This is a genomic window from Peptoniphilus sp. KCTC 25270, from assembly GCF_021012875.1.
GTDB lineage: Bacteria > Bacillota > Clostridia > Tissierellales > Peptoniphilaceae > JAJMZJ01.
In genome coordinates this window covers 18,335-37,157 of record NZ_JAJMZJ010000006.1, presented here as the reverse complement: position 1 = coordinate 37,157, position 18,823 = coordinate 18,335, and the positions used below count along the sequence as shown (strand labels likewise).

Annotated in this window: 18 protein-coding genes and 1 other annotated feature; of the genes, 14 read left to right on the top strand and 4 right to left on the bottom strand. The window is 37.2% G+C overall.

The features are described 5' to 3' along the window. Nucleotides 1-50 precede the first annotated feature (50 nt). From LQU94_RS07815 to LQU94_RS07800, 4 genes are all read left to right on the top strand, one after another. Nucleotides 51-824, top strand: a complete 774-nt coding sequence (locus LQU94_RS07815; protein ID WP_230697124.1) for an ATP-binding cassette domain-containing protein — start codon at nucleotides 51-53, stop codon at nucleotides 822-824. Between the two features lie 329 nt (nucleotides 825-1,153). Continuing rightward, nucleotides 1,154-2,686 carry an ABC transporter ATP-binding protein gene (locus LQU94_RS07810; protein WP_304622586.1) on the top strand — a complete coding sequence of 511 codons (1,533 nt, stop codon included), beginning with the start codon at nucleotides 1,154-1,156 and terminating at the stop codon, nucleotides 2,684-2,686. Then, nucleotides 2,676-3,782, top strand: coding sequence for an ABC transporter permease (locus LQU94_RS07805; protein WP_230697123.1), 1,107 nt, complete (start codon nucleotides 2,676-2,678; stop codon nucleotides 3,780-3,782). The genes LQU94_RS07810 and LQU94_RS07805 overlap by 11 nt, the downstream gene beginning before the upstream one ends. Further along, the gene (locus LQU94_RS07800) at nucleotides 3,775-4,713 is read left to right on the top strand and encodes an ABC transporter permease (protein WP_230697122.1); all 939 of its coding nucleotides are present in this window, start codon (nucleotides 3,775-3,777) and stop codon (nucleotides 4,711-4,713) included. The genes LQU94_RS07805 and LQU94_RS07800 overlap by 8 nt, the downstream gene beginning before the upstream one ends. Nucleotides 4,714-4,761: 48 nt before the next feature. On the opposite strand, the gene murC is transcribed toward LQU94_RS07800, so the two are convergent. Further along, nucleotides 4,762-6,147, bottom strand: coding sequence for a UDP-N-acetylmuramate--L-alanine ligase (gene murC / locus LQU94_RS07795; RefSeq protein WP_230697121.1), 1,386 nt, complete (start codon nucleotides 6,145-6,147; stop codon nucleotides 4,762-4,764). A gap of 162 nt (nucleotides 6,148-6,309) precedes the next feature. On the opposite strand from murC, the gene spoVG reads away from it, so the two are divergent. Then, on the top strand, nucleotides 6,310-6,597 hold the full coding sequence (gene spoVG / locus LQU94_RS07790; protein WP_230697120.1) for a septation regulator SpoVG: 288 nt from the start codon (nucleotides 6,310-6,312) through the stop codon (nucleotides 6,595-6,597). A gap of 81 nt (nucleotides 6,598-6,678) precedes the next feature. On the opposite strand, the gene rpsD is transcribed toward spoVG, so the two are convergent. After that, nucleotides 6,679-7,272: a 30S ribosomal protein S4 gene (rpsD, locus tag LQU94_RS07785; RefSeq protein WP_230697119.1), complete on the bottom strand. Its 594-nt coding sequence runs from the start codon at nucleotides 7,270-7,272 to the stop codon at nucleotides 6,679-6,681. A 244-nt stretch (nucleotides 7,273-7,516) separates the two neighbouring features. Between rpsD and LQU94_RS07780 the strand changes: the two genes are divergently transcribed. The 4 genes from LQU94_RS07780 to LQU94_RS07765 all read left to right on the top strand — a co-directional run bounded on the left by LQU94_RS07780 (nucleotide 7,517) and on the right by LQU94_RS07765 (nucleotide 10,887). After that, nucleotides 7,517-8,197 carry a hypothetical protein gene (locus tag LQU94_RS07780; protein ID WP_230697118.1) on the top strand — a complete coding sequence of 227 codons (681 nt, stop codon included), beginning with the start codon at nucleotides 7,517-7,519 and terminating at the stop codon, nucleotides 8,195-8,197. 17 nt (nucleotides 8,198-8,214) lie between these two features. After that, a complete protein-coding gene (locus tag LQU94_RS07775) occupies nucleotides 8,215-8,673 on the top strand; it encodes a hypothetical protein (protein ID WP_230697117.1) in 459 nt (152 codons plus the stop codon). A 214-nt stretch (nucleotides 8,674-8,887) separates the two neighbouring features. Further along, nucleotides 8,888-9,508: a hypothetical protein gene (locus LQU94_RS07770; protein WP_230697116.1), complete on the top strand. Its 621-nt coding sequence runs from the start codon at nucleotides 8,888-8,890 to the stop codon at nucleotides 9,506-9,508. 80 nt (nucleotides 9,509-9,588) lie between these two features. After that, a complete protein-coding gene (locus LQU94_RS07765) occupies nucleotides 9,589-10,887 on the top strand; it encodes an amidohydrolase (RefSeq protein WP_230697115.1) in 1,299 nt (432 codons plus the stop codon). A gap of 27 nt (nucleotides 10,888-10,914) precedes the next feature. Here the strand turns inward: LQU94_RS07765 and LQU94_RS07760 are convergent, their stop codons facing one another. Next, entirely contained in the window at nucleotides 10,915-11,928 is a 1,014-nt protein-coding gene (locus LQU94_RS07760) for a P1 family peptidase (protein WP_230697114.1), read from the bottom strand. Nucleotides 11,929-11,989: 61 nt separating this feature from the next. Between LQU94_RS07760 and trpS the strand changes: the two genes are divergently transcribed. From trpS to LQU94_RS07745, 3 genes are all read left to right on the top strand, one after another. After that, nucleotides 11,990-12,985: a tryptophan--tRNA ligase gene (trpS, locus tag LQU94_RS07755; RefSeq protein WP_230697113.1), complete on the top strand. Its 996-nt coding sequence runs from the start codon at nucleotides 11,990-11,992 to the stop codon at nucleotides 12,983-12,985. A gap of 50 nt (nucleotides 12,986-13,035) precedes the next feature. Beyond that, nucleotides 13,036-13,229: a binding site (T-box leader), on the top strand. A gap of 38 nt (nucleotides 13,230-13,267) precedes the next feature. Next, a complete protein-coding gene (locus LQU94_RS07750) occupies nucleotides 13,268-15,913 on the top strand; it encodes a valine--tRNA ligase (protein ID WP_230697112.1) in 2,646 nt (881 codons plus the stop codon). Between the two features lie 161 nt (nucleotides 15,914-16,074). Beyond that, nucleotides 16,075-16,743, top strand: a complete 669-nt coding sequence (locus tag LQU94_RS07745) for a hypothetical protein (protein ID WP_230697111.1) — start codon at nucleotides 16,075-16,077, stop codon at nucleotides 16,741-16,743. Nucleotides 16,744-16,792: 49 nt separating this feature from the next. On the opposite strand, the gene LQU94_RS07740 is transcribed toward LQU94_RS07745, so the two are convergent. Next, nucleotides 16,793-17,272 carry a DUF4364 family protein gene (locus LQU94_RS07740; RefSeq protein ID WP_230697110.1) on the bottom strand — a complete coding sequence of 160 codons (480 nt, stop codon included), beginning with the start codon at nucleotides 17,270-17,272 and terminating at the stop codon, nucleotides 16,793-16,795. A gap of 133 nt (nucleotides 17,273-17,405) precedes the next feature. Between LQU94_RS07740 and hpt the strand changes: the two genes are divergently transcribed. Together hpt and LQU94_RS07730 are read left to right on the top strand one after the other, a co-directional pair. Then, nucleotides 17,406-17,939, top strand: a complete 534-nt coding sequence (gene hpt / locus LQU94_RS07735; protein ID WP_230697109.1) for a hypoxanthine phosphoribosyltransferase — start codon at nucleotides 17,406-17,408, stop codon at nucleotides 17,937-17,939. A gap of 127 nt (nucleotides 17,940-18,066) precedes the next feature. Further along, on the top strand, nucleotides 18,067-18,822 hold the full coding sequence (locus tag LQU94_RS07730; RefSeq protein ID WP_230697108.1) for a CPBP family intramembrane glutamic endopeptidase: 756 nt from the start codon (nucleotides 18,067-18,069) through the stop codon (nucleotides 18,820-18,822). The last annotated feature ends 1 nt before the right edge of the window (nucleotide 18,823 follow it).

The following is an 18,823-nucleotide window of genomic DNA, read 5'->3' as shown; positions in this document are numbered from 1 at the left end:
TCTTATATATAGGGAGACAAATTTTTTCAGGAAATCTCCACTTGGGGGATATGTTGCTCCTTATATCTTACCAATCGATGCTCTTCTCTGTGGTGGAATATTATTTTGATTTTTTCGAGGAAATGCAAGTCGCTTTGGTTTCTAAGAATCGCCTTAAGGAGTTATCTCAACTTGAAAAAGAAGAATTTGGAAATAAAAAATTGAAGACAATTGATTTTGTCAAAGGAGAAAATTTGTTCTACAAGTACCCCAATCAAGGGGAAGAGGCTTTCTTGTTAGATGCTATAAAAGGGGAAAAGGGAGAGATTGTCCGGATTGAGGGGGAAAATGGAAAAGGAAAATCTTCTTTGATTTACTATTTACTTGGAATTCTATCCAACGAAGAAACAAAAAATATCTCCTACCAAGAAATTTCCTTTCAGGATTTATCCATAAAAGATTTTCGACAAGATCATACCTTTACGGTCTTACAGTATCCGATTTTTTACCATGAGAAACCGAAAGATTTGGTAGAAAATTATATGGACTGGGAATTGTTTTCAGAAAAGACCAAAGAAGGGGTTTACCCCTTTGATTTGAGAGACCTAGGAGACAAATATTTCCAAGAGATGTCCTATGGACAGAGGCAAAAATGGTCGATTTTAGAGGCGGCATTGGCCAATAAGTCCATTGTTTTCTTTGATGAACCAACGGCTTCTTTAGATGGGGAAAGTGTGAATTCTTTTGTTAGATGGTTAGGAGAATTTAAAAAGAATAAAATTACTTTTTTGATTAGCCACGATGCAAGACTAAATGGTTTGGAAGAGAAAAGAATCCATTTATAATCGGTTTTGTCCCCAAAAGATTTGTAAGATAAGTATTATGGAAATCTTGTAATCGGGAAAACAAAGAGAAAAGGAATGAATGTATACGTCCATGCTTCTTAGAACTTTCATGAAAATACGGCAGACACAGTTTTTGGTATTGCCGTATTTTCTTTTTTTTGGGCAATGGTCTTGATTTTTTCTACGTTTCTTTGGAAAAAGTATGGGAATAAACTATGAAAGAGGTTGAATCAGGAAACCCCTTTCTTTTTTTGTGTTCTTCCGATTCTTTTATTAAAATTACTAGGGTTTTAGTGTATAATAGGTAGATAGAACGAAGGAGGATTGCAATGGCTGATACAAATAGTTCAAACTCCGTTGAGATGAGGGGAATAACCAAAGTATTTGGAACCTTTAAGGCCAATGACAATATTGATTTAACGGTAAAAAAAGGGGAAATCCATGCTCTTTTAGGAGAAAATGGAGCAGGGAAAAGTACTTTGATGAATATTTTATATGGACTCTATTCACCAACTGAAGGAGTAGTAAAGATTAATGGCGAAGAGGTTTCCTTTGGGGGACCAAGAGATGCGATAAAAAAAGGATTAGGAATGGTCCATCAGCATTTTATGTTGATTGAACCATTTACTGTGGTAGAAAATATTATCTTGGGAGAAGAACCTGTTAAGGGGATTTCCTTAGATAAAAAACAAGCAGAAGACAAGGTAATGGAGTTGTCCAATCGTTATGGACTTCGCATTAGCCCCCAGGATAAAGTGGAAGATATTTCCGTTGGTATGCAACAAAGGGTTGAGATTATCAAAGCCCTTTACCGAAAGGCAGAGATTTTAATCTTTGACGAACCAACGGCTGTTTTGACGCCACAAGAAATCGAAGAATTGATTTTAATTTTGCGTTCCTTAGCCGATGAAGGAAAAAGTATCATTATTATCACTCATAAATTGGATGAAATCAAAGCCTTGGCGGATCGATGCACCATTATTCGCCGCGGGGTTAAGATTGATACGGTAAATGTGGCAGATGTTTCAGAAGAAGATTTGGCTGAGATGATGGTTGGTCGTCAAGTTGAATTTAAGACAGAAAAGCCAGAGCCTGTTTTGGGCGATGTGGCTTTGGAACTTTCTGATTTACACGTAAAAGACGCCCGTGGCATTATGAAAGTCAATGGATTGAATTTATCTTTACGTGCAGGGGAAATTGTAGGGATCGCCGGGATAGACGGAAACGGTCAATCGGAGTTGTTGGAGGCATTAACGGGTCTTCGAAAAGTAGAATCGGGAACGGTTAAAATTCACAACAAAGACATTACCAATAAGACCCCAAAAGAAATTCGTGATAGTGGACTAAATAATATTCCAGAAGATCGAAACAAAAGGGGATTGGTACAAGAGTTTACTGTAGCAGAAAATATGATTTTGCAACGCTATGGAGAAGAACCTTATAGCAAAGGGGGCCGTTTGAATAATAAGGCCATCATTGATCATGCAAAAGATTTAATGGAAAGTTATGACGTTCGTCCAAGAGAACCAGGGTATCTAGCCGGTTCCCTTTCTGGAGGAAATCAACAAAAAGTAATTTTAGCAAGAGAAATTCACGACGATCCAGACGTCTTGATTGCAGCGCAACCAACTCGTGGGTTGGATGTAGGGGCGATTGAATACATTCATCGTTTCCTTGTGGAACAAAGAAATAAGGGAAAAGCTGTATTATTGGTAAGCTTTGAATTGGATGAAGTTATGAATCTTTCGGATCGAATTGCCGTTATTTTTGAAGGAGAAATCGTGAAGACTTTAGATGGAAACGTAGCCAATGAAAAAGACCTAGGATTGTTAATGGCAGGGGGAGATATAGATGAAAAGTAAAAAACTCTATTACACTCTAATGTCGATCCTAATGGGGTTTGTTGTTGGAGCCATTATCTTAATTGCCATTGGAATCAATCCATTGTTGGCATACAAAGAAATGATTTTAGGAGCCTTTGGACAACCGAAATACATTTCTTGGACGATTGTAGAAGCAGTACCGATTATTTTAACAGGGATTGCTGTTGCCTTTGCTTTTAACACAGGCGTGTTTAATATTGGAGCAGAAGGTCAATTTATTGTAGGGGCTCTAGTAGCCGCTTTGATCGGCGTTAATGTAACGTTGCCTCCAGTAATTCATGCCCTTGTATGTATTGCAGCCGCCATTTTAGCTGGTGGGATCTGGGGTGGTCTCGTTGGTTTGTTTAAGGCAAAACGGGGAGTAAACGAAGTTATTTCTTGTATTATGTTAAACTGGATTGCTTTTTATTTCAGTAATTATATGTTAACGAAACCTTTCTTAAGAAAACCAGATAGTAACTATTCTTTTGACATTCAAGACTCTGCCAGCATTCGTATTTTAGGAGAGTGGAAACGCTCAGAAGCCGGAAGAGAAATACTAAAAGAAATGGATTTATTGCGCAATTTATTAAATCCTCCTGTGCACTGGGGAATTTTAATTGCCATTCTTGTGGCCATTATCGCTTGGTATATCTTAAAGAAAACAACATTGGGTTACCAACTAAAAGCCGTAGGTTTTAACCGCTACGCAGCAGAATATGGTGGAATTAATATTTCAAAAAATATTATTACTTCCATGGCTATTTCCGGTGCCATTGCCGGTTTAGCCGGTGGAATCAATGTATTGGGAGTATCTGAAAATATCGGTTTGTTGGCCTCTCAACAAGGATATGGATTTAACGGAATCGCCGTTAGCTTAATTGCTGTAAACAATCCTTTGGCCTGTATTCCAGCAGGAATTTTGTTCGCAGGATTGAATTACGGAGGAGGAAAGTTAAATTCTCGTCTAAACACTCCATCAGAAATTATCAATATTTTAATCGGGGTTATCGTATTGTTTATTGCGATGCCAAAATTGCTAGAAATCATTCGTAACTTTGGATCAAAGAAGAAAGGTGGTGAAATGAATGACTAGTTTAGCGTTCACTTTTGCCAGTATTCTTGGAATTACATTATTATATGCAGCGCCATTGATTTATACGGCTATGGGTGGTGTTCTAAGTGAAAATACTGGGGTTGTAAACATCGGTTTGGAAGGTATGATGACCATTGGAGCTCTAGTAGGAGCTACAGTAGGGTTTTATACAGGGAATCCTTGGTTGGCATTCCTCTGTGGAGGATTTGGCGGAATGAGCGTAGCTTTATTGCATGCGGTAGCCACCATTCACTTTGGAGCAGACCATGTAGTATCTGGTACAGCCATTAACCTTTTGGGACCAGGTCTATCCATCTTCCTAGCTCGTATCTTCTTTGAAGGCGCAGCCATGACAAAGCCAATTCCATTTGAAAATAAAATGCCTAGAGTATTGGGAAATCTTTTTGAATCAGGCAGCGTACCAAGTATTATATTCAATCAATATATCACCGTATATATTGCCTTGATTTTGGTTCCGATTGTTTATTTCATACTCTATAAAACAAAATTAGGATTAAGAATGCGATCTGTTGGAGAGCATCCACAAGCCGCAGAAACTTTGGGAATTGACGTTTATAAAATTAAATACATCGGCGTATTGGCCTCCGGTTTCTTAGCAGGGCTTGGAGGAGCCAGTTTGAGTTTGGCCGTTGTAGCAAACTTCCGTCAAACATTGGTATCTGGTCAAGGCTATATTGCCTTAGCGGCCGTAATCTTTGGTGGTTGGAAACCTCATACTACGTTGCTTGCCTGTCTATTGTTTGGGGCAGCACAAGGTTTGGTTGTTTTCTTAGGCTCAACTGGCGTAGGAATTTCTTCAGACTTATTGAATATGTTGCCATATGTAATCACAATGATTATGATGGTGGTATTTGTAGGGGAAGCACGAGGACCAAAATCCAACGGTATACCATACGAAAGAAACAAATAGAACAAATAAAAAAGACAAGCCTTTTGGCTTGTCTTTTACTTTTTACTTTTAATTTTCTTCTAAATATCTTTCTCCAATGGTGTAAACATCCCCTGCGCCTAAGGTTACAACTAAGTCGCCGGCTTGGGCGTTTTCTTTAATATAATTCAAAACTTCGTCATGGGTAGAAAGATACATGGCGTTACAACCGGTGGATTGAATGGCATCAACCAACGTTTTGGAATGAATATCCCCATAGTCTTTTTCTCTAGCGGCATAAATATCGGTAATAATGGCTAAATCGGCCTCGTTAAAACTTTTGGAAAAACTGTCCAATAAAAGTTTTGTTCGAGTAAAGGTATGAGGTTGGAAAATACAGATTAAGCGTTTTTCTGCCGTAGGTTTTAAGGCGTGCAAAGTCGATAAAATTTCTGTTGGATGATGGGCATAATCATCAATGACACGAATTTCGTTTTTGGTGCCTTTGTACTCCAAACGGCGATGAACCCCTGTATAGGATTCCACCCCTTGGATACATTGTTCAAGAGAAATTCCATTTTTGTAACAAGCAGCAATGGCACATAGAGAATTGGAAACATTGTGAATCCCCATAACTTTAAGAGAAACAGAAGCCATTTTCTTTCCTTCAATGTACAAATCGTAGGAAGGAAGTCCATTTTCGTCCAATTGAATGTTTTTGCCTTGGAATTCGGCGTCTTCTTTAATGGAAACCGTAACGACATTTGCCTTTGTACGCTCTTTCATTAAAGCGGCGTATTCGTCATCTATATTCAAAATAAGGAAATCATCTTCTTTTAGATTTTTAACGTAGCCATCAAAGGTTTCGATAATATGGTTCATATTGTCGAAATAGTCCAAATGGTCTTCATCAATATTTAAGACAATGGCTGTAGTAGGGAAATATTTCAAAACGTTGGCTCGATATTCGCAAGCTTCTGTTAAGAAGAAATCATCTTTTCCTACACGAATATTTCCATGGATTTTTTCCAAGGAACCTCCCAATAAAATCGTAGGTTCAGAAGGGTCATCTACAATGGTGGATGTAATCATGGAAGTGGTCGTTGTTTTTCCGTGGGTACCAGAAACAGCAATAGACTTTTTATAATTGCGCATTAAAGCACCCAAAAAAGAAGCTCGATCCACTACATCGATTTTTTCGCGAATGGCTCCTTTTAACTCTGGATTATCTAAACTTACGGCATCGGTATAAATAACCAAATCGGCCCCTTGAATATTTTCTTTGTCATGGCCGATAGAAACTTTTATGCCAATTTCTTCCAAATGTTGCGTTAGGGCAGAGGCTTTGCTATCGGAACCAGAAACTTGGCATCCTTTGGATTTCATAAGTTCAGCCAACCCGCTCATACTAATTCCACCAATTCCTATAAAATGAATGTGGTTATATCTATTATTATTTATATCAAAAGTAAACAAAATACATCTCCTCTTTTCTTACCCTCTATTATAACATAGTTTAAGAGGATTTTTTGTAATAGAAATTTCAAAAAAACTTGTATGTATTTTGTGTGAAATTTCACACAAATAACATATCTTTCCAGTATAATGAACCTATTCTATAAGAAAGCGGTGATATGTATGCAAATTACTGACATTCGAATTCGCAAAGTGAATTCAGACAACAAAATGAAAGCCATCGTTTCGGTTACTTTTGACGATGAGATTGCCATTCACGATATAAAAATTATTGATGGGAATGGGTCTCCTTTTATCGCTATGCCATCAAGAAAAATGCCCAATGGTGAATTTAGAGATATTGCTCACCCTATTAACGGAGAAATGCGCAAGAGATTGGAAGAGGCTATATTTGCAAAATACAACGAGTTTCTTGACCAAATGCGGCTTTCTGAAACTTCAATGGAATAGAAAAATCCTTCTAGTTTTTACTAGAAGGATTTTTTTGTTGGAAAAAGAAACAAAAAAAGAAGGGGACAAGCCCCCACTTTCTTATTTTCCTGAGTAGAATTCTACGATCAATTGATCTTCGATTTCAACAGGAATATCTTCACGGTTAGGAATAGAAACCAAAGTACCTGCAAAATCTTTTTCCTTAGTAATGTAAGGAAGAGAACTTGCGAAGTTTGTTTCAAAGTTTTCCTTAAACATGTCAACTTTGCGTCCACGAGCTCCTAAAGAGATAACATCTCCAACGCTTACGCGATAAGAAGGGATATCTACTTTTTTGCCGTTTACCATCATATGGCCATGTGTAACCATTTGACGTGCTTGGCGGATAGAGCTAGCAAAGCCCATACGATATGTTAAATTATCTAAGCGTACTTCTAAAAGTTTAACCAAAGCTGGACCTGTTTGTTCTTCTGCTTTTTGTGCTTCTGCAACCAAGCGAACAAATTGTTTTTCCATAACTCCGTAATAAGCTCTTAGTCTTTGTTTTTCAAGAAGTTGTTTACCATATTCTGTTAACTTCTTGTCAGAACGTGCTGTTCCACGTCCCGCACGATTCATAGCCTTTGGATGGCCACATACATTAAGTCCTAATCTTCTAGATTGTTTAAATCTAGGTCCCATCATTTTTGCCAAAATATTCACCTCTAAATTAAATTTGCCGCGATAATTTAGAACCTCCACTATTATATAGCAAAGCAGGGCAATAGTAAAGAAAAAGCCTCTATAAATGTAAAAAAAGATTAAAAAAGAAGAAATATCTTTATAAAATAAAAATGAGAATAGCTTCAATAATATTGAAAAAAAAAGACTATCTATGATATTATGAAAATAAGATTATATTTTTGAATGAATATTTATTAGAAAGGAATGAAGTTGAATGAAAAAAATATTGATTATCTGTTTATGTTTTTTACTTTTTTGCCCGAGTGTTTCGTTTGCAGAAAGTAGCTTCAATGAAAAGATTTCAAATATTTCTTTTATGAATACGGAGTATGAGAATGCATTTGGAGAATTATCAGACGATGTATTATCCTTGTACATTGAAGAAATAAATACTCAACTTTGTCAATTAAGTGAAGAGGAAGAATTTTCTGAATTGCAAATTGAAAAGTTTTTATATGAAAATGCAGATAATATCAACCCAAAGTTGAGTGCAAATCAATACGAAGCGATTTTAGAGTATACAAACTTTAAAACAGAGATTGACTATTTAATTCCATCTAATAGTGAGATTGTTGAAAATTCCAGTTTCAATAAAGCATCCGATCAAATTTTAGCTTTGCCTGAAAGTCCATTGGCTTTTACTAGGACAGTATATGGAAGAGATGAAAATAGGAAGATTGTTGCAACTTATAGAGTTAAAATTAAAGGTATAAAAGATAATAGGACAGGAACTAGCAAAATTACATCAGCAACAGCTCAAAAAATTTCGGGTGTAAAATCAGTTTGCAATATATATAAAACGACTAAATCCGTAAGAGCAACTGTAATTGGAACGGGAGGATATCCTATTGGGGAGGGATATTATGTCTTGTCCAATAATGGTAGCTTATCTTAGAGAAAAGGTGGAATAGAATGAGAATAAAAAGACTTATTCCTCTTCTTCTCTTGGGGCTTTTCTTGTGTGCTTGTCAACCAAAAGAAGAAAATATGGACAAACCTACAAATACCAGCGCTTCTTTTGACTCTAATATAGTGAAGGAAATTCCTAGTTTAACGGAAAACGATATTATTATTATTTTAAACCGTATGATTGATATCGCGGTAGCAAGAGAAGATTTAGAACAATACACAGATCGCTTAGATGAACTCCAAGATTTGGTTTTTGAGGAAAATGAAGAAGAGATTTTTAAGGGCTATAATTTAACGAAGGAAGAAAAAGCTCGAATTAACGAAGTGTCTTCTTTTGGATATAAGAAGGACAAAATCCTCTACAATACGCACTATCATATAGAGGAGAAGGAACTTATGAAAGAAATGGAAAAGAATAAGGATAGAGAAGAGGCTGAAAAAAGTGATACTGAGAAAGAGTGAGCACTTTACAATGAATACATAGGTCTAAAAGTGAAATGAAAAGGATTGGTTATATAGTGGATCAAACCAGGAACAAATCTCCCTTTAATGTTTTTCCAGAAGAGGAATGGAACATAGATTGTAAAAAAATTTGAATTGCAATGGTATCAAATTCGAATAGATGTTAATATCGAATTATATTAGAGAGGGTTACTGTATTTTGAAGGGGTATTTTATGAAGAAGAGGAAAATTATCATGAAAAACAAGTATTTGATGTGTTTGTTTATACTTTTGATACCAGCGATTCTTTCTGGGTGTACTTCCAATGGTTCAGTAGTAGAAGAAAATAGCGCAAAAGGAAACAGGGGAATGGCTACAGATTATCCGGCGTTGACTCTGGATGAAAAAATAGGACAGGCAGATTCTATTGTCTATGGAAAAGTGGAGGAAGTAGGCGATAGGACCAGTGAATTTTCCCTAGATGGATCCAGTCAGGGAATTTTTGAAAATTATACTTTGTCCGTCTATGAAAATTATAAAGGGCAGCGGCCTATGGGTAGTTTGATTCCTTTTCGGTATCAAGTAGGAGAAGAAGGAAATGTAATTGGTGAGAAGAAAGAGTTGGATTTGGATTCCTATAAAAATACAGATAAATTAAGCCTTAAAGTAGGAGAATATGTTCTTCTCTTTTTGAAAGAGGAATCGGGGGAAGAATATTATACCAATGAAAAATTAGCCATGGAGCTTCCTCAAGGGATAACGAGTGTTTATAAAAAGGACGGAGATACCTTTGTCAATTATTCTCAAAAAGAGGATAAAATATTACAGAAAGATTTGGAACAAATCATGCCATAGTGGAGAAGATAGTCTAAAAAGGCTATCTTTTTTCTTTTTCTCCATTTATGCTATACTTATAGAAATTAAGGAGTGGTTTTATGAAAAAGATTCTAAAAAATGCAATGTATATAGATGTAATAAATGGAGAAGTTGTGAAAGGAAAAGATATTGTTATTGAGGAAGACCGAATTGTTTCGATTTTGCCTACGGGGAAAGAAACAGCGGGAGAAATTTTGGATATGGAGGGATTTTTAATCACTCCTGGTTTTATCAATGCTCACACCCATTTGGGAATGTCCTATTTCCGAAATTTAGCAGATGATATGGATTTGGATACCTGGTTAAATGAGGCCATTTGGCCCTTGGAAGATCATTTGAATCCAGAGGATATCTATTGGGGTTCTTTGTTAAGTATGGCAGAGGGGATTCGTTCAGGGGCGACAACCTTTTGTGATATGTATTATGAGATGGATCGAGTGGCAGAGGCAGCAGAAAAAATTGGAATGCGTGGGATGTTGACTCGTGGTCTTACTAGCTTTGGTGGCGGAGAAGAGAAGTTAGAAGAAACAAAAAAATTGTACGAACAATTCCACAATTCTTCCAATGGATTGTTGCGAGTGATTCCTGCGCCCCATGCGATTTATACTTGTAACGGGGAATATTTGAAAAAAGTTTTTGACCTATCTCGTTCTTTGGACAATCAAATGCATATTCATGCTTCGGAAACAAAAAAAGAAGTGGAAGATTGTAAGAAGGAAAACAATGGAAGAACGCCCATCCAATATCTTTTGGACTTGGGAATGGAAGAAATTCATACGGTAGCAGCCCATTGCGTTCATATGACAGAAGAAGAAATGGATTTGGCCAATACGAAATATTTCTTCCCGGTTTACAATCCTTCCTCCAATTTGAAATTAGCCAGCGGATTTACTCCTATAGCGAAACTTTTGGAAAAGGGATTTACTGTAGCTTTGGGAACGGACGGAGATTCTTCCAATAACAATCAAGATATGTTAGAAGAGATGCATATTGCATCGATTGTGAATAAAGCGGTAACAGGAAATCCAGAAGCGGTTTCAGCCTTGGAAGTTTTGAAAATGGCGACGATTAACGGAGCAAAGGCCTTAGGTTGGGAGAAAGAAATTGGCTCCATTGAAGTGGGGAAAAAAGCAGACTTGGCCTTTTTCTCTTTGGAATCTCCAAACTTTACCCCACGAAACAATTTAATGAGTGCTTTGTGTTATTCGGCAAATTCAGAAGATGTAAAACACGTTATGGTAGATGGAGAGTTTGTTTTGAAAAATCGTGAATTGGTGCGGATTGATTTGAAAGAAACCATGGAAACCGTAGAAGAACGTTTGGCGAAATTAATCGAACGAAAAGAAGGGGCAAAATAAAAAGTAAGGTGCATGAACCTTACTTTTTTAATCCAAAGGATTGGCTATATAGTGGGCCAAACTAGGAACAAATTCTCCTTTTAATGTTTTTCCCGAAGAGGAACGGAACATAGATTGTAAAATAGCCTCCTCAACAGATTCTACCGTAGCTAGGAAAATCAAATCCATAATCAAATCGGGAACCATTTCATAGGCGTGGATCTCTTTTTCTTCTAAGAGAACAGTTTGTGCCGTAGAAAAAGCCACCGCAAGATCTCCGCTTCCGTGTCCCATATAAGAACCCGTTCTAGCAATTCCACTTTGGGCTCTTTTGGCTACGCGTTTTAATTGGTGTGGAAGAAGAGGAAGGTCCGTCCCAATTACAACGGCAATGGAACCTTTGTCCTCAGAATGGTATTTGCTTCCAAAACTCGGGGCGGGGGTACCTAAAACACGAAGATTTTTTGAATCGCCAAAATTGGTTAAGACCAAAGCTCCTACCGTTCCGGAAATTCCGTGGGATTCCACTTTGCGGGATGCAGAACCAATTCCTCCCTTGTAGTTATAGCAAATCATTCCTCGACCGGCCCCAACATCTCCTTGTAGGAAATCTTTTTTGGCATCTTCCAAAGCTTTTTGAAAGTGTGAAGAGTCCAAAATGGGATTTCTTTGGTCGTTGATTTTTCCGTCGTTGCATTCTAGGACGATTGGATTTACAGAGCCAAGCTCTCGGCCAATCCCTTCATTGTTTTGGCTCATATACTGATACAATCCGTCATAGATGACTCCGACAGAAGCCGTATTGGTAAAAGCAATGGGTGTTTCCAAATAGCCCAATTCATCCATTTGGGAAAGTCCCGTAGATTTTCCATAGCCATTCATAACATGGGACGCCGCAAAAAGTTTTTTTGAAAAAAGATTTTCTTTGTGGGGAAGGAGAACCGTAACACCCGTTTGGTGTTCTCCTTCCCGAATGGTAACGTGTCCGACTTCTACATCGCCAATATCGGCGATGGAATTTCTTTCTCCCCTAGGTAAGAGAAAATAATTTTTTGTTTTCATAATCGCCTCCTTAGTGGTAGTATATCATTAAGAGGAAAATGTTAACAGAAAGAGGTATTATATGGACAAGAAAATTGTATACTCCGGAATCCAACCCTCCGGTTCGCTCACCATTGGAAATTATATTGGCGCTTTAAGTAATTTTTCTGAATTACAAGAAGAATATCAATGCTTGTATTGCGTTGTAGATATGCATGCCATTACCGTTCAACAAGACCCGGCACAATTGAGAAAAAATACATTGGACATCTTGGCTTTGTATTTGGCATGTGGATTGGATCCAGAAAAATCCATCATCTATATACAATCCCATGTGCCTCAACATACACAATTATCTTGGGTACTTAATACGATTACATCCATTGGACAATTGAATCGTATGACTCAATTTAAGGACAAGGCGGAAAAACAAAAAGAAATTTACGCTGGCTTATTGAATTATCCTGTTTTAATGGCGGCAGACATTTTGTTGTACCAAACTTCTTTGGTTCCAGTAGGAGAAGATCAAAGACAGCACATTGAATTAACAAGAGATATTGCCGAACGCTTTAATAGTCGCTATTCTCCAACTTTTGAAATTCCAGAAATTATGGCACCAAAAGTGGGAGCTCGTGTTATGAGTTTGCAAAATCCGAAGGCAAAAATGAGCAAATCGGATCCAGATGAAAATGGATATATTTTGATTCTTGACGATCCCGATACCATTCGTAGAAAAATCAAACGTTCTGTAACGGATTCAGAAGGGGTGATTGCCTATCGCGATGAGCAACCAGGTTTGAAAAACTTAATTGAAATGTATTGCGCCTTTAAGAAAACCACACCAGAAGAAGTGGTAGAAGAATTCAAAGATCAAGGATATGGCGCATTGAAAGAAGCCGTAGCAGAAGCAGTTGTAGAAGGATTGGCTCCTGTGCAAGAACGCTTTAGAGAAATTCGCGGGGATAAAGAAGGTTTGGAAAAAATTTACCAAGACGGGGCCTTGCGAGCACAAAAAATGGCCAATAAAACATTGCGCAAAGTGTATAAGAAAATAGGCTTTATTCCTTTTTCTAGCTAAATTTCTTGACATTAAAAACTGTGTTTTGTATAATGATGTAATAGTTGTATAAAAAAGCATACGAAGGAGGAGTACTCTATACTTGGAGCGTAGAGAAATTGCGGTTGGTGAAAGCAATTGGAAGGGGTAGAGGAAGGTTGCCTTTTAGTTTCCTATTTTAGGTAGGACGGTTTGCCGCCGTTATAGGTTCAAGTGCCGTATTTTTTACGGAATTAAGGTGGTACCGCGAGATCTCGTCCTTTGGATGAGGTCTCTTTTTTTATAGAGAGGAGAGGAAAGGAAATGGACAATATGAAAAAAGTATACGATCCGAAAACTTTTGAAGATCGTATTTACTCAGAGTGGATGGAAAAAGGATATTTCCGCCCAGAAATTGACGAAAACAAGAAACCGTATACTATTATGATGCCCCCTCCAAATGTAACGGGGAATCTTCATATGGGTCATGCAATGAATAACACATTGCAAGATATTTTAATTCGCTATAAAAGAATGGCCGGCTATAGTGCTCTTTGGGTGCCAGGAACCGACCATGCTTCCATTTCAACGGAAGCAAAAGTTGTTCAAAAAATCAAAGAAGAAGGAAAATCCAAAGAAGGATTGGGACGAGAAGGATTCTTAGAAGAAGCCTGGGCTTGGACGGAAAAATATGGGGGAAACATTAAAAATCAATTGAAAAAATTGGGTGTTTCTTGTGACTGGTCAAGAGAGCGTTTCACATTGGACGAAGAACTTTCCTATGCGGTAGAAGAAGTATTTATTCGTTTGTATGAAAAAGGGCTAATTTATCGTGGTGACCGCATTATTAACTGGTGTCCTTCTTGTAAAACGGCGATTTCTGATGCAGAGGTAGAACACGTTGAGGGAGAAGGAAAGATCTGGACTTTCAAATATCCAATTGAAGATAGCGATGAATTCCTATCCATTTCAACAACCCGTCCAGAAACCATTCCGGGAGATTTAGCCGTAGCCGTAAACCCAGAAGACGAACGCTACGCCAAATTGGTAGGAAAGCACGTTATCTTGCCTGTTTTGGAACGTAGAATTCCGATTGTTGCAGACGATTATGTAGACGTAGAATTTGGAACAGGGGCTGTAAAAATTACTCCATCCCATGATCCAAATGACTTTGAGGTGGGAGAACGCCACAATTTAGGTCAACTTTTGATTATGGACGAACTAGGTTACCTAAATGAAAATGCAGGAAAATACAATGGCATGGAACGTTATGAAGCGAGAAAAGCCATTATCAAAGACTTTGACGAGTTGGGACTGTTTGTGGAAGAAAAAGTTCACAACAATGCAATTGGCCACTGCGAACGTTGTAAAACAGTAATTGAACCAATTCTTTCCAAACAATGGTTTGTAGAAATGAAACCATTGGCGGAGCCAGCGTTGAAAGCGTATAGAGACGGAAATTTGGATTTCATTCCAGAACGTTTCGGGAAAATTTATGTACATTGGTTAGAAAATATTCGTGACTGGTGTATTTCTCGCCAATTATGGTGGGGTCATAGACTTCCTGTTTATTACTGTAATGATTGTGGCGAGGTAATTGTATCTCGCGATGAGCACCACAAATGTACAAAATGTGGTTCGGAAAATTTACGCCAAGACGAAGATACTTTGGATACTTGGTTTAGTTCTGCCTTATGGCCATTCTCAACACTAGGTTGGCCAAAGAAAACGCCAGATTTCGACTTCTATTATCCAACGGATGTTTTGGTAACAGGATACGATATTATTTTCTTCTGGGTAATTCGTATGGTATTTTCAGCCATTGAATTAACAGACCAACTTCCATTTAAGGATGTATATTTAACCGGTTTGGTTCGTGATGAACAAGGTAGAAAAATGTCTAAATCCTTAGGAAATGGAATTGATCCATTGGATATTATTGCAGATTATGGGGCAGACGCATTGCGTTTTACATTGGTAACAGGAAATAGCGCCGGAAATGACTTGCGTTTCTCTATAAAACGAGTAGAAGCCAACCGAAATTTTGCCAATAAATTATGGAATGCCTCACGTTTCGTATTGATGAACTTACCAGAAGATATGAAAGAGTTCTCTTACAATGTGGAAGATCTTCGTACAGAAGACAAATGGATTTTGCATCAAGCAAGAGAAACCATTGCATCTGTTGAAACAAAATTAGACAAATACGATATTGGATTGGCAGCGGACGCAATTCAAGATTTTATTTGGGAAGACTATTGTGACTGGTACATTGAGTTGGTAAAACCAAGATTGTACGGGGACGATACAAAAGATCGCGAAGTTGTATTTGGTGTACTAATTGAAGTATTAGAAACCATCTTAAAATTATTGCATCCATTTATGCCATATATTACAGAAGAAATTTGGAACTATTTGCCAAATCGCCAAAGTGCTTTGATTGTAAGCCAATGGCCAAAATCTGACGCCGTATATGAAAAAGAAAAGAAAGAAATTGAATACATTCAAAAAGCGGTAAAAGGATTAAGAAATGCCAAAGCAGAAATGGAAATCGAGCCACATCGTAAGAGTAAGTTAATTGTATTAACAGAAGATGAGGAAATCGAAGAATTATTCCAAAGAAATGCAGGCCATTTGAGTAATTTAGGAAATATTACAGAGATCGAAAGAATAAAAGATCGAAAAGCGGTAGAAGAAGACGTAATTTCTGTAGTAGTAGATAAAGCGGAATTGTTCTTGCCAATGAGCGATTTAGTAGATTACGCCAAAGAGTTGGAACGTTTGGAAAAAGAGGAAGAAAAAACGCAATCTGAAATCAAACGGGCCGAAAAGAAATTGGGCAATGAAAACTTTGTAGCGAAGGCCAACCCAGAAGTTGTGGAACAAGAAAAAGCAAAATTGGAATCTTACAAAAAAATGTTAGAAACCATAGAAGAACGTTTGGCCTTTGTAAAAGGAAAAGTAAAATAAAAAACGAAAAAGCAGGAGAGAATGTGTCTTTCCTGCTTTTTGTTGCAAAAAAAGAATCGGGGGGGGGTATAATAAAGGTAAGAATAAACAAAGATAATTTTTTATGGATAGGAAATACAAAAATAAAGAAGTTTAGAGAAGAGAAAGAAGGAGGAGGACGTATGAAGAAATTTATTAAAAAAGGGATTCCCCTTTTGTTGTTCTTATTGTTTTTCACTGGTTGTGGAACAACGACGGAAAACGAGAAGGAAAATACTCCTGTCAATCAAGAGGTGGAAGTGGTTCAAGAGGGAACGGAAGCGGTTTCTTCGAAAGAATTAGCGGAAGCTTTTATTTTGGAGGTGTATTCTGATTTTCCTAGCAATCCAGAAAAAATTTCAGAGTATGTGGATGAGAATAACACTGCTTTAAGGGAATTTATAAAAGATCGGAAAGAAATTCGATCTCTTATGGAAGAATTAAATGGGCGAGAACTTTCTCTAGAAAAATACGCCATTAAGGATCAACAATCCCGTTCTTTTGGCGAAGGACAGAAAGAAGAACTCTTAACCATCGCTTACGATTATTTAGATGGAGGAGCTCCTTCTTATGGAGAATTTATCTATAAAGTAATCGTAGATGAAGAAAAGGGAAAAATTTTGGCGGCTATGAGCGAAGATTTATCAAGTAACAAATTATTAGGGAATTTGGCAAAATCTTATGAGGAATTAAATCTAGAGTATCAGTTGGAGGAAAACTCCCAAAAGCCTTATAATTTAGAAGAACAAAAAGAACGGTTAAAAGAAATGCAAAAAGAATACCAAGATCCTGAAGAAGGAACGAAGGAATAGGAAAAATAAAAAAGCAGCCTTGTCATCTTAGACGAAGGCTGCTTTTTCTTTAGGGAAGAGATTCTTCCCATTTTTCTAAAAAGTATTGTGGGTGTTTCCGAATGTTTTCTAAAGTTTCTGGAGAATACCCATGTTTTTCCAATGAAATGGTTAATACGGGTTGCTTCTGTATTCTTTTTTGAATTTGAAGCTGAGTGACCGTTTCTTCCACCAAGTATTGGGGTTGGTTTTTTTGTTTTTCTTGGAAGGCTTCAATTTGTTTTACATCTTCTGGGGTCATATTTTTTGTAAATAGATTTACGGCATCGATTCCATGTTGTGTGATTTCGATGAAGGTTCCCTTTTTTTGGATTAATTCTGTTTTTTCTAATTCTTGCAAAAATTGCATTAAGTAGAAATAGTTTAGTCGCTCCAATTCCAATACAAATTGTTGGAGAGTTTTTATTTCAATGGTACCATCGTTGGATTCAATTAGCTTTAATAAAAAAAGTTTGTCTTTGGCTAATGCAAAAGCGTCATTGTTTGTCATAATATCACCTAAGGAGATTATATCACGGAATTGGATTTTTGAAAAAATATTCTTTTGCTATGTTTTGCTCTACTTAAAAAAAATCTAGGATTCTGATATAATAAAGGATACAAACTTATTTTAGGAGGCAAGTATGGCAGAGAAAAGAGAAAGAGTACTTTATGATAGAGAGACCATTTCCCAACGTGTTCGTGAATTAGGGAAAGAGTTACAAAAAGAATATGAAGGCAAGGATCTTTTGGTCATTGCTTTGTTACGGGGTAGCTTTGTTTTTGCAGCGGATTTGGTTCGTGAAATTGATACGATAATGGAAGTGGATTTCTTAACTACTTCTTCCTACGAAGATTCTGAGGTTTCTAGTGGGCAAGTTCAAATTTTAGACGGTTTGCGTGCTCCGATTGAAGGACGCCATGTTTTGTTGGTAGATGATATTGTGGATAGTGGCCGTACTTTGAAAGCCGTTTCTGAATATGTGGCAAGTAAGAATCCAGCTTCTTTGCATTCGGTTGTTATGCTGGACAAACCTTCACGTCGAGAAGTGGAATTTAAGGCCGATTATGTAGCCTTTACAATTGAAGACGTGTTTATTGTGGGATGTGGATTGAATTACGGACCTCATTATCGAAACGTCCCTTATATTTTCACCTATGAAGACGACGAAGAATAAAACACGAGAAATTCCTATTTTCACCCTGTTTTTTCTCATTTTCTTTCTAGGTATTCTCTATGTTAATTTAGGACCGATTTTTGCAAAAGGCAGTCCCATTCGTGGGGTGTTAATTAACGAGTTTTTCTTGATTTTTTTGCCTGCCTTTTTTTTGCGCAGACTCTATCGATACAAGGGAGATGTTCATTTTTCGCCCTCTATGTTGGGACAGATTTCTCTGTTGATTCTCTGTGCCTTTCCCATTATTCTTTTTATTAATGGATTTTTCTTGCAATTTTTATCCCATTTTTTTGAACTCAAAAATGTGAGTTTGGGCGTGGTGCGTAGCGGAGCGCCTCTATGGACCCAGTTGTTTTTCTTGGCTCTTGTACCTGCCATAGCAGAAGAAACTCTTTTTCGAGGGTTTGTACAAAAGACTTTAACCAATTTTTCAGAAGGATTCATAGTGTTTGTATCGGCGCTAGTTTTTGCCATATTCCATTTTGAATTGCAAAATTTTGTAGCCCCTCTTCTATTCGGGATTTTATTGGCCACTATCTACCGAAGAACGGGTAGCTTACCAGCCGTTATTTACGGCCATTTTCTTCATAATACCATTAGTATTTTGTTTTTAAGTTGGTACAATGACGGAATGATTGAAGCATGGGGTGAAAATGGCTTTGTTCAGTTGTTTGGATCCGTTGAGAATTTTATTATGGTGTTATTGCTGGTAGTAGGGGTTTTTGCTTTTCTTATTTTACGAAAAATATTTGTGGAAATGGAAGGGAAATATCGCGCCTCTTCTCAAGAAAAACAGGCTCGTCGAAGGGTAAAAGGAAAGGATTTGATTCCTTTTTTGTTTTTGGTAATGTATTACATTATGGTTTGTGTGCAAGGAGGTTAAC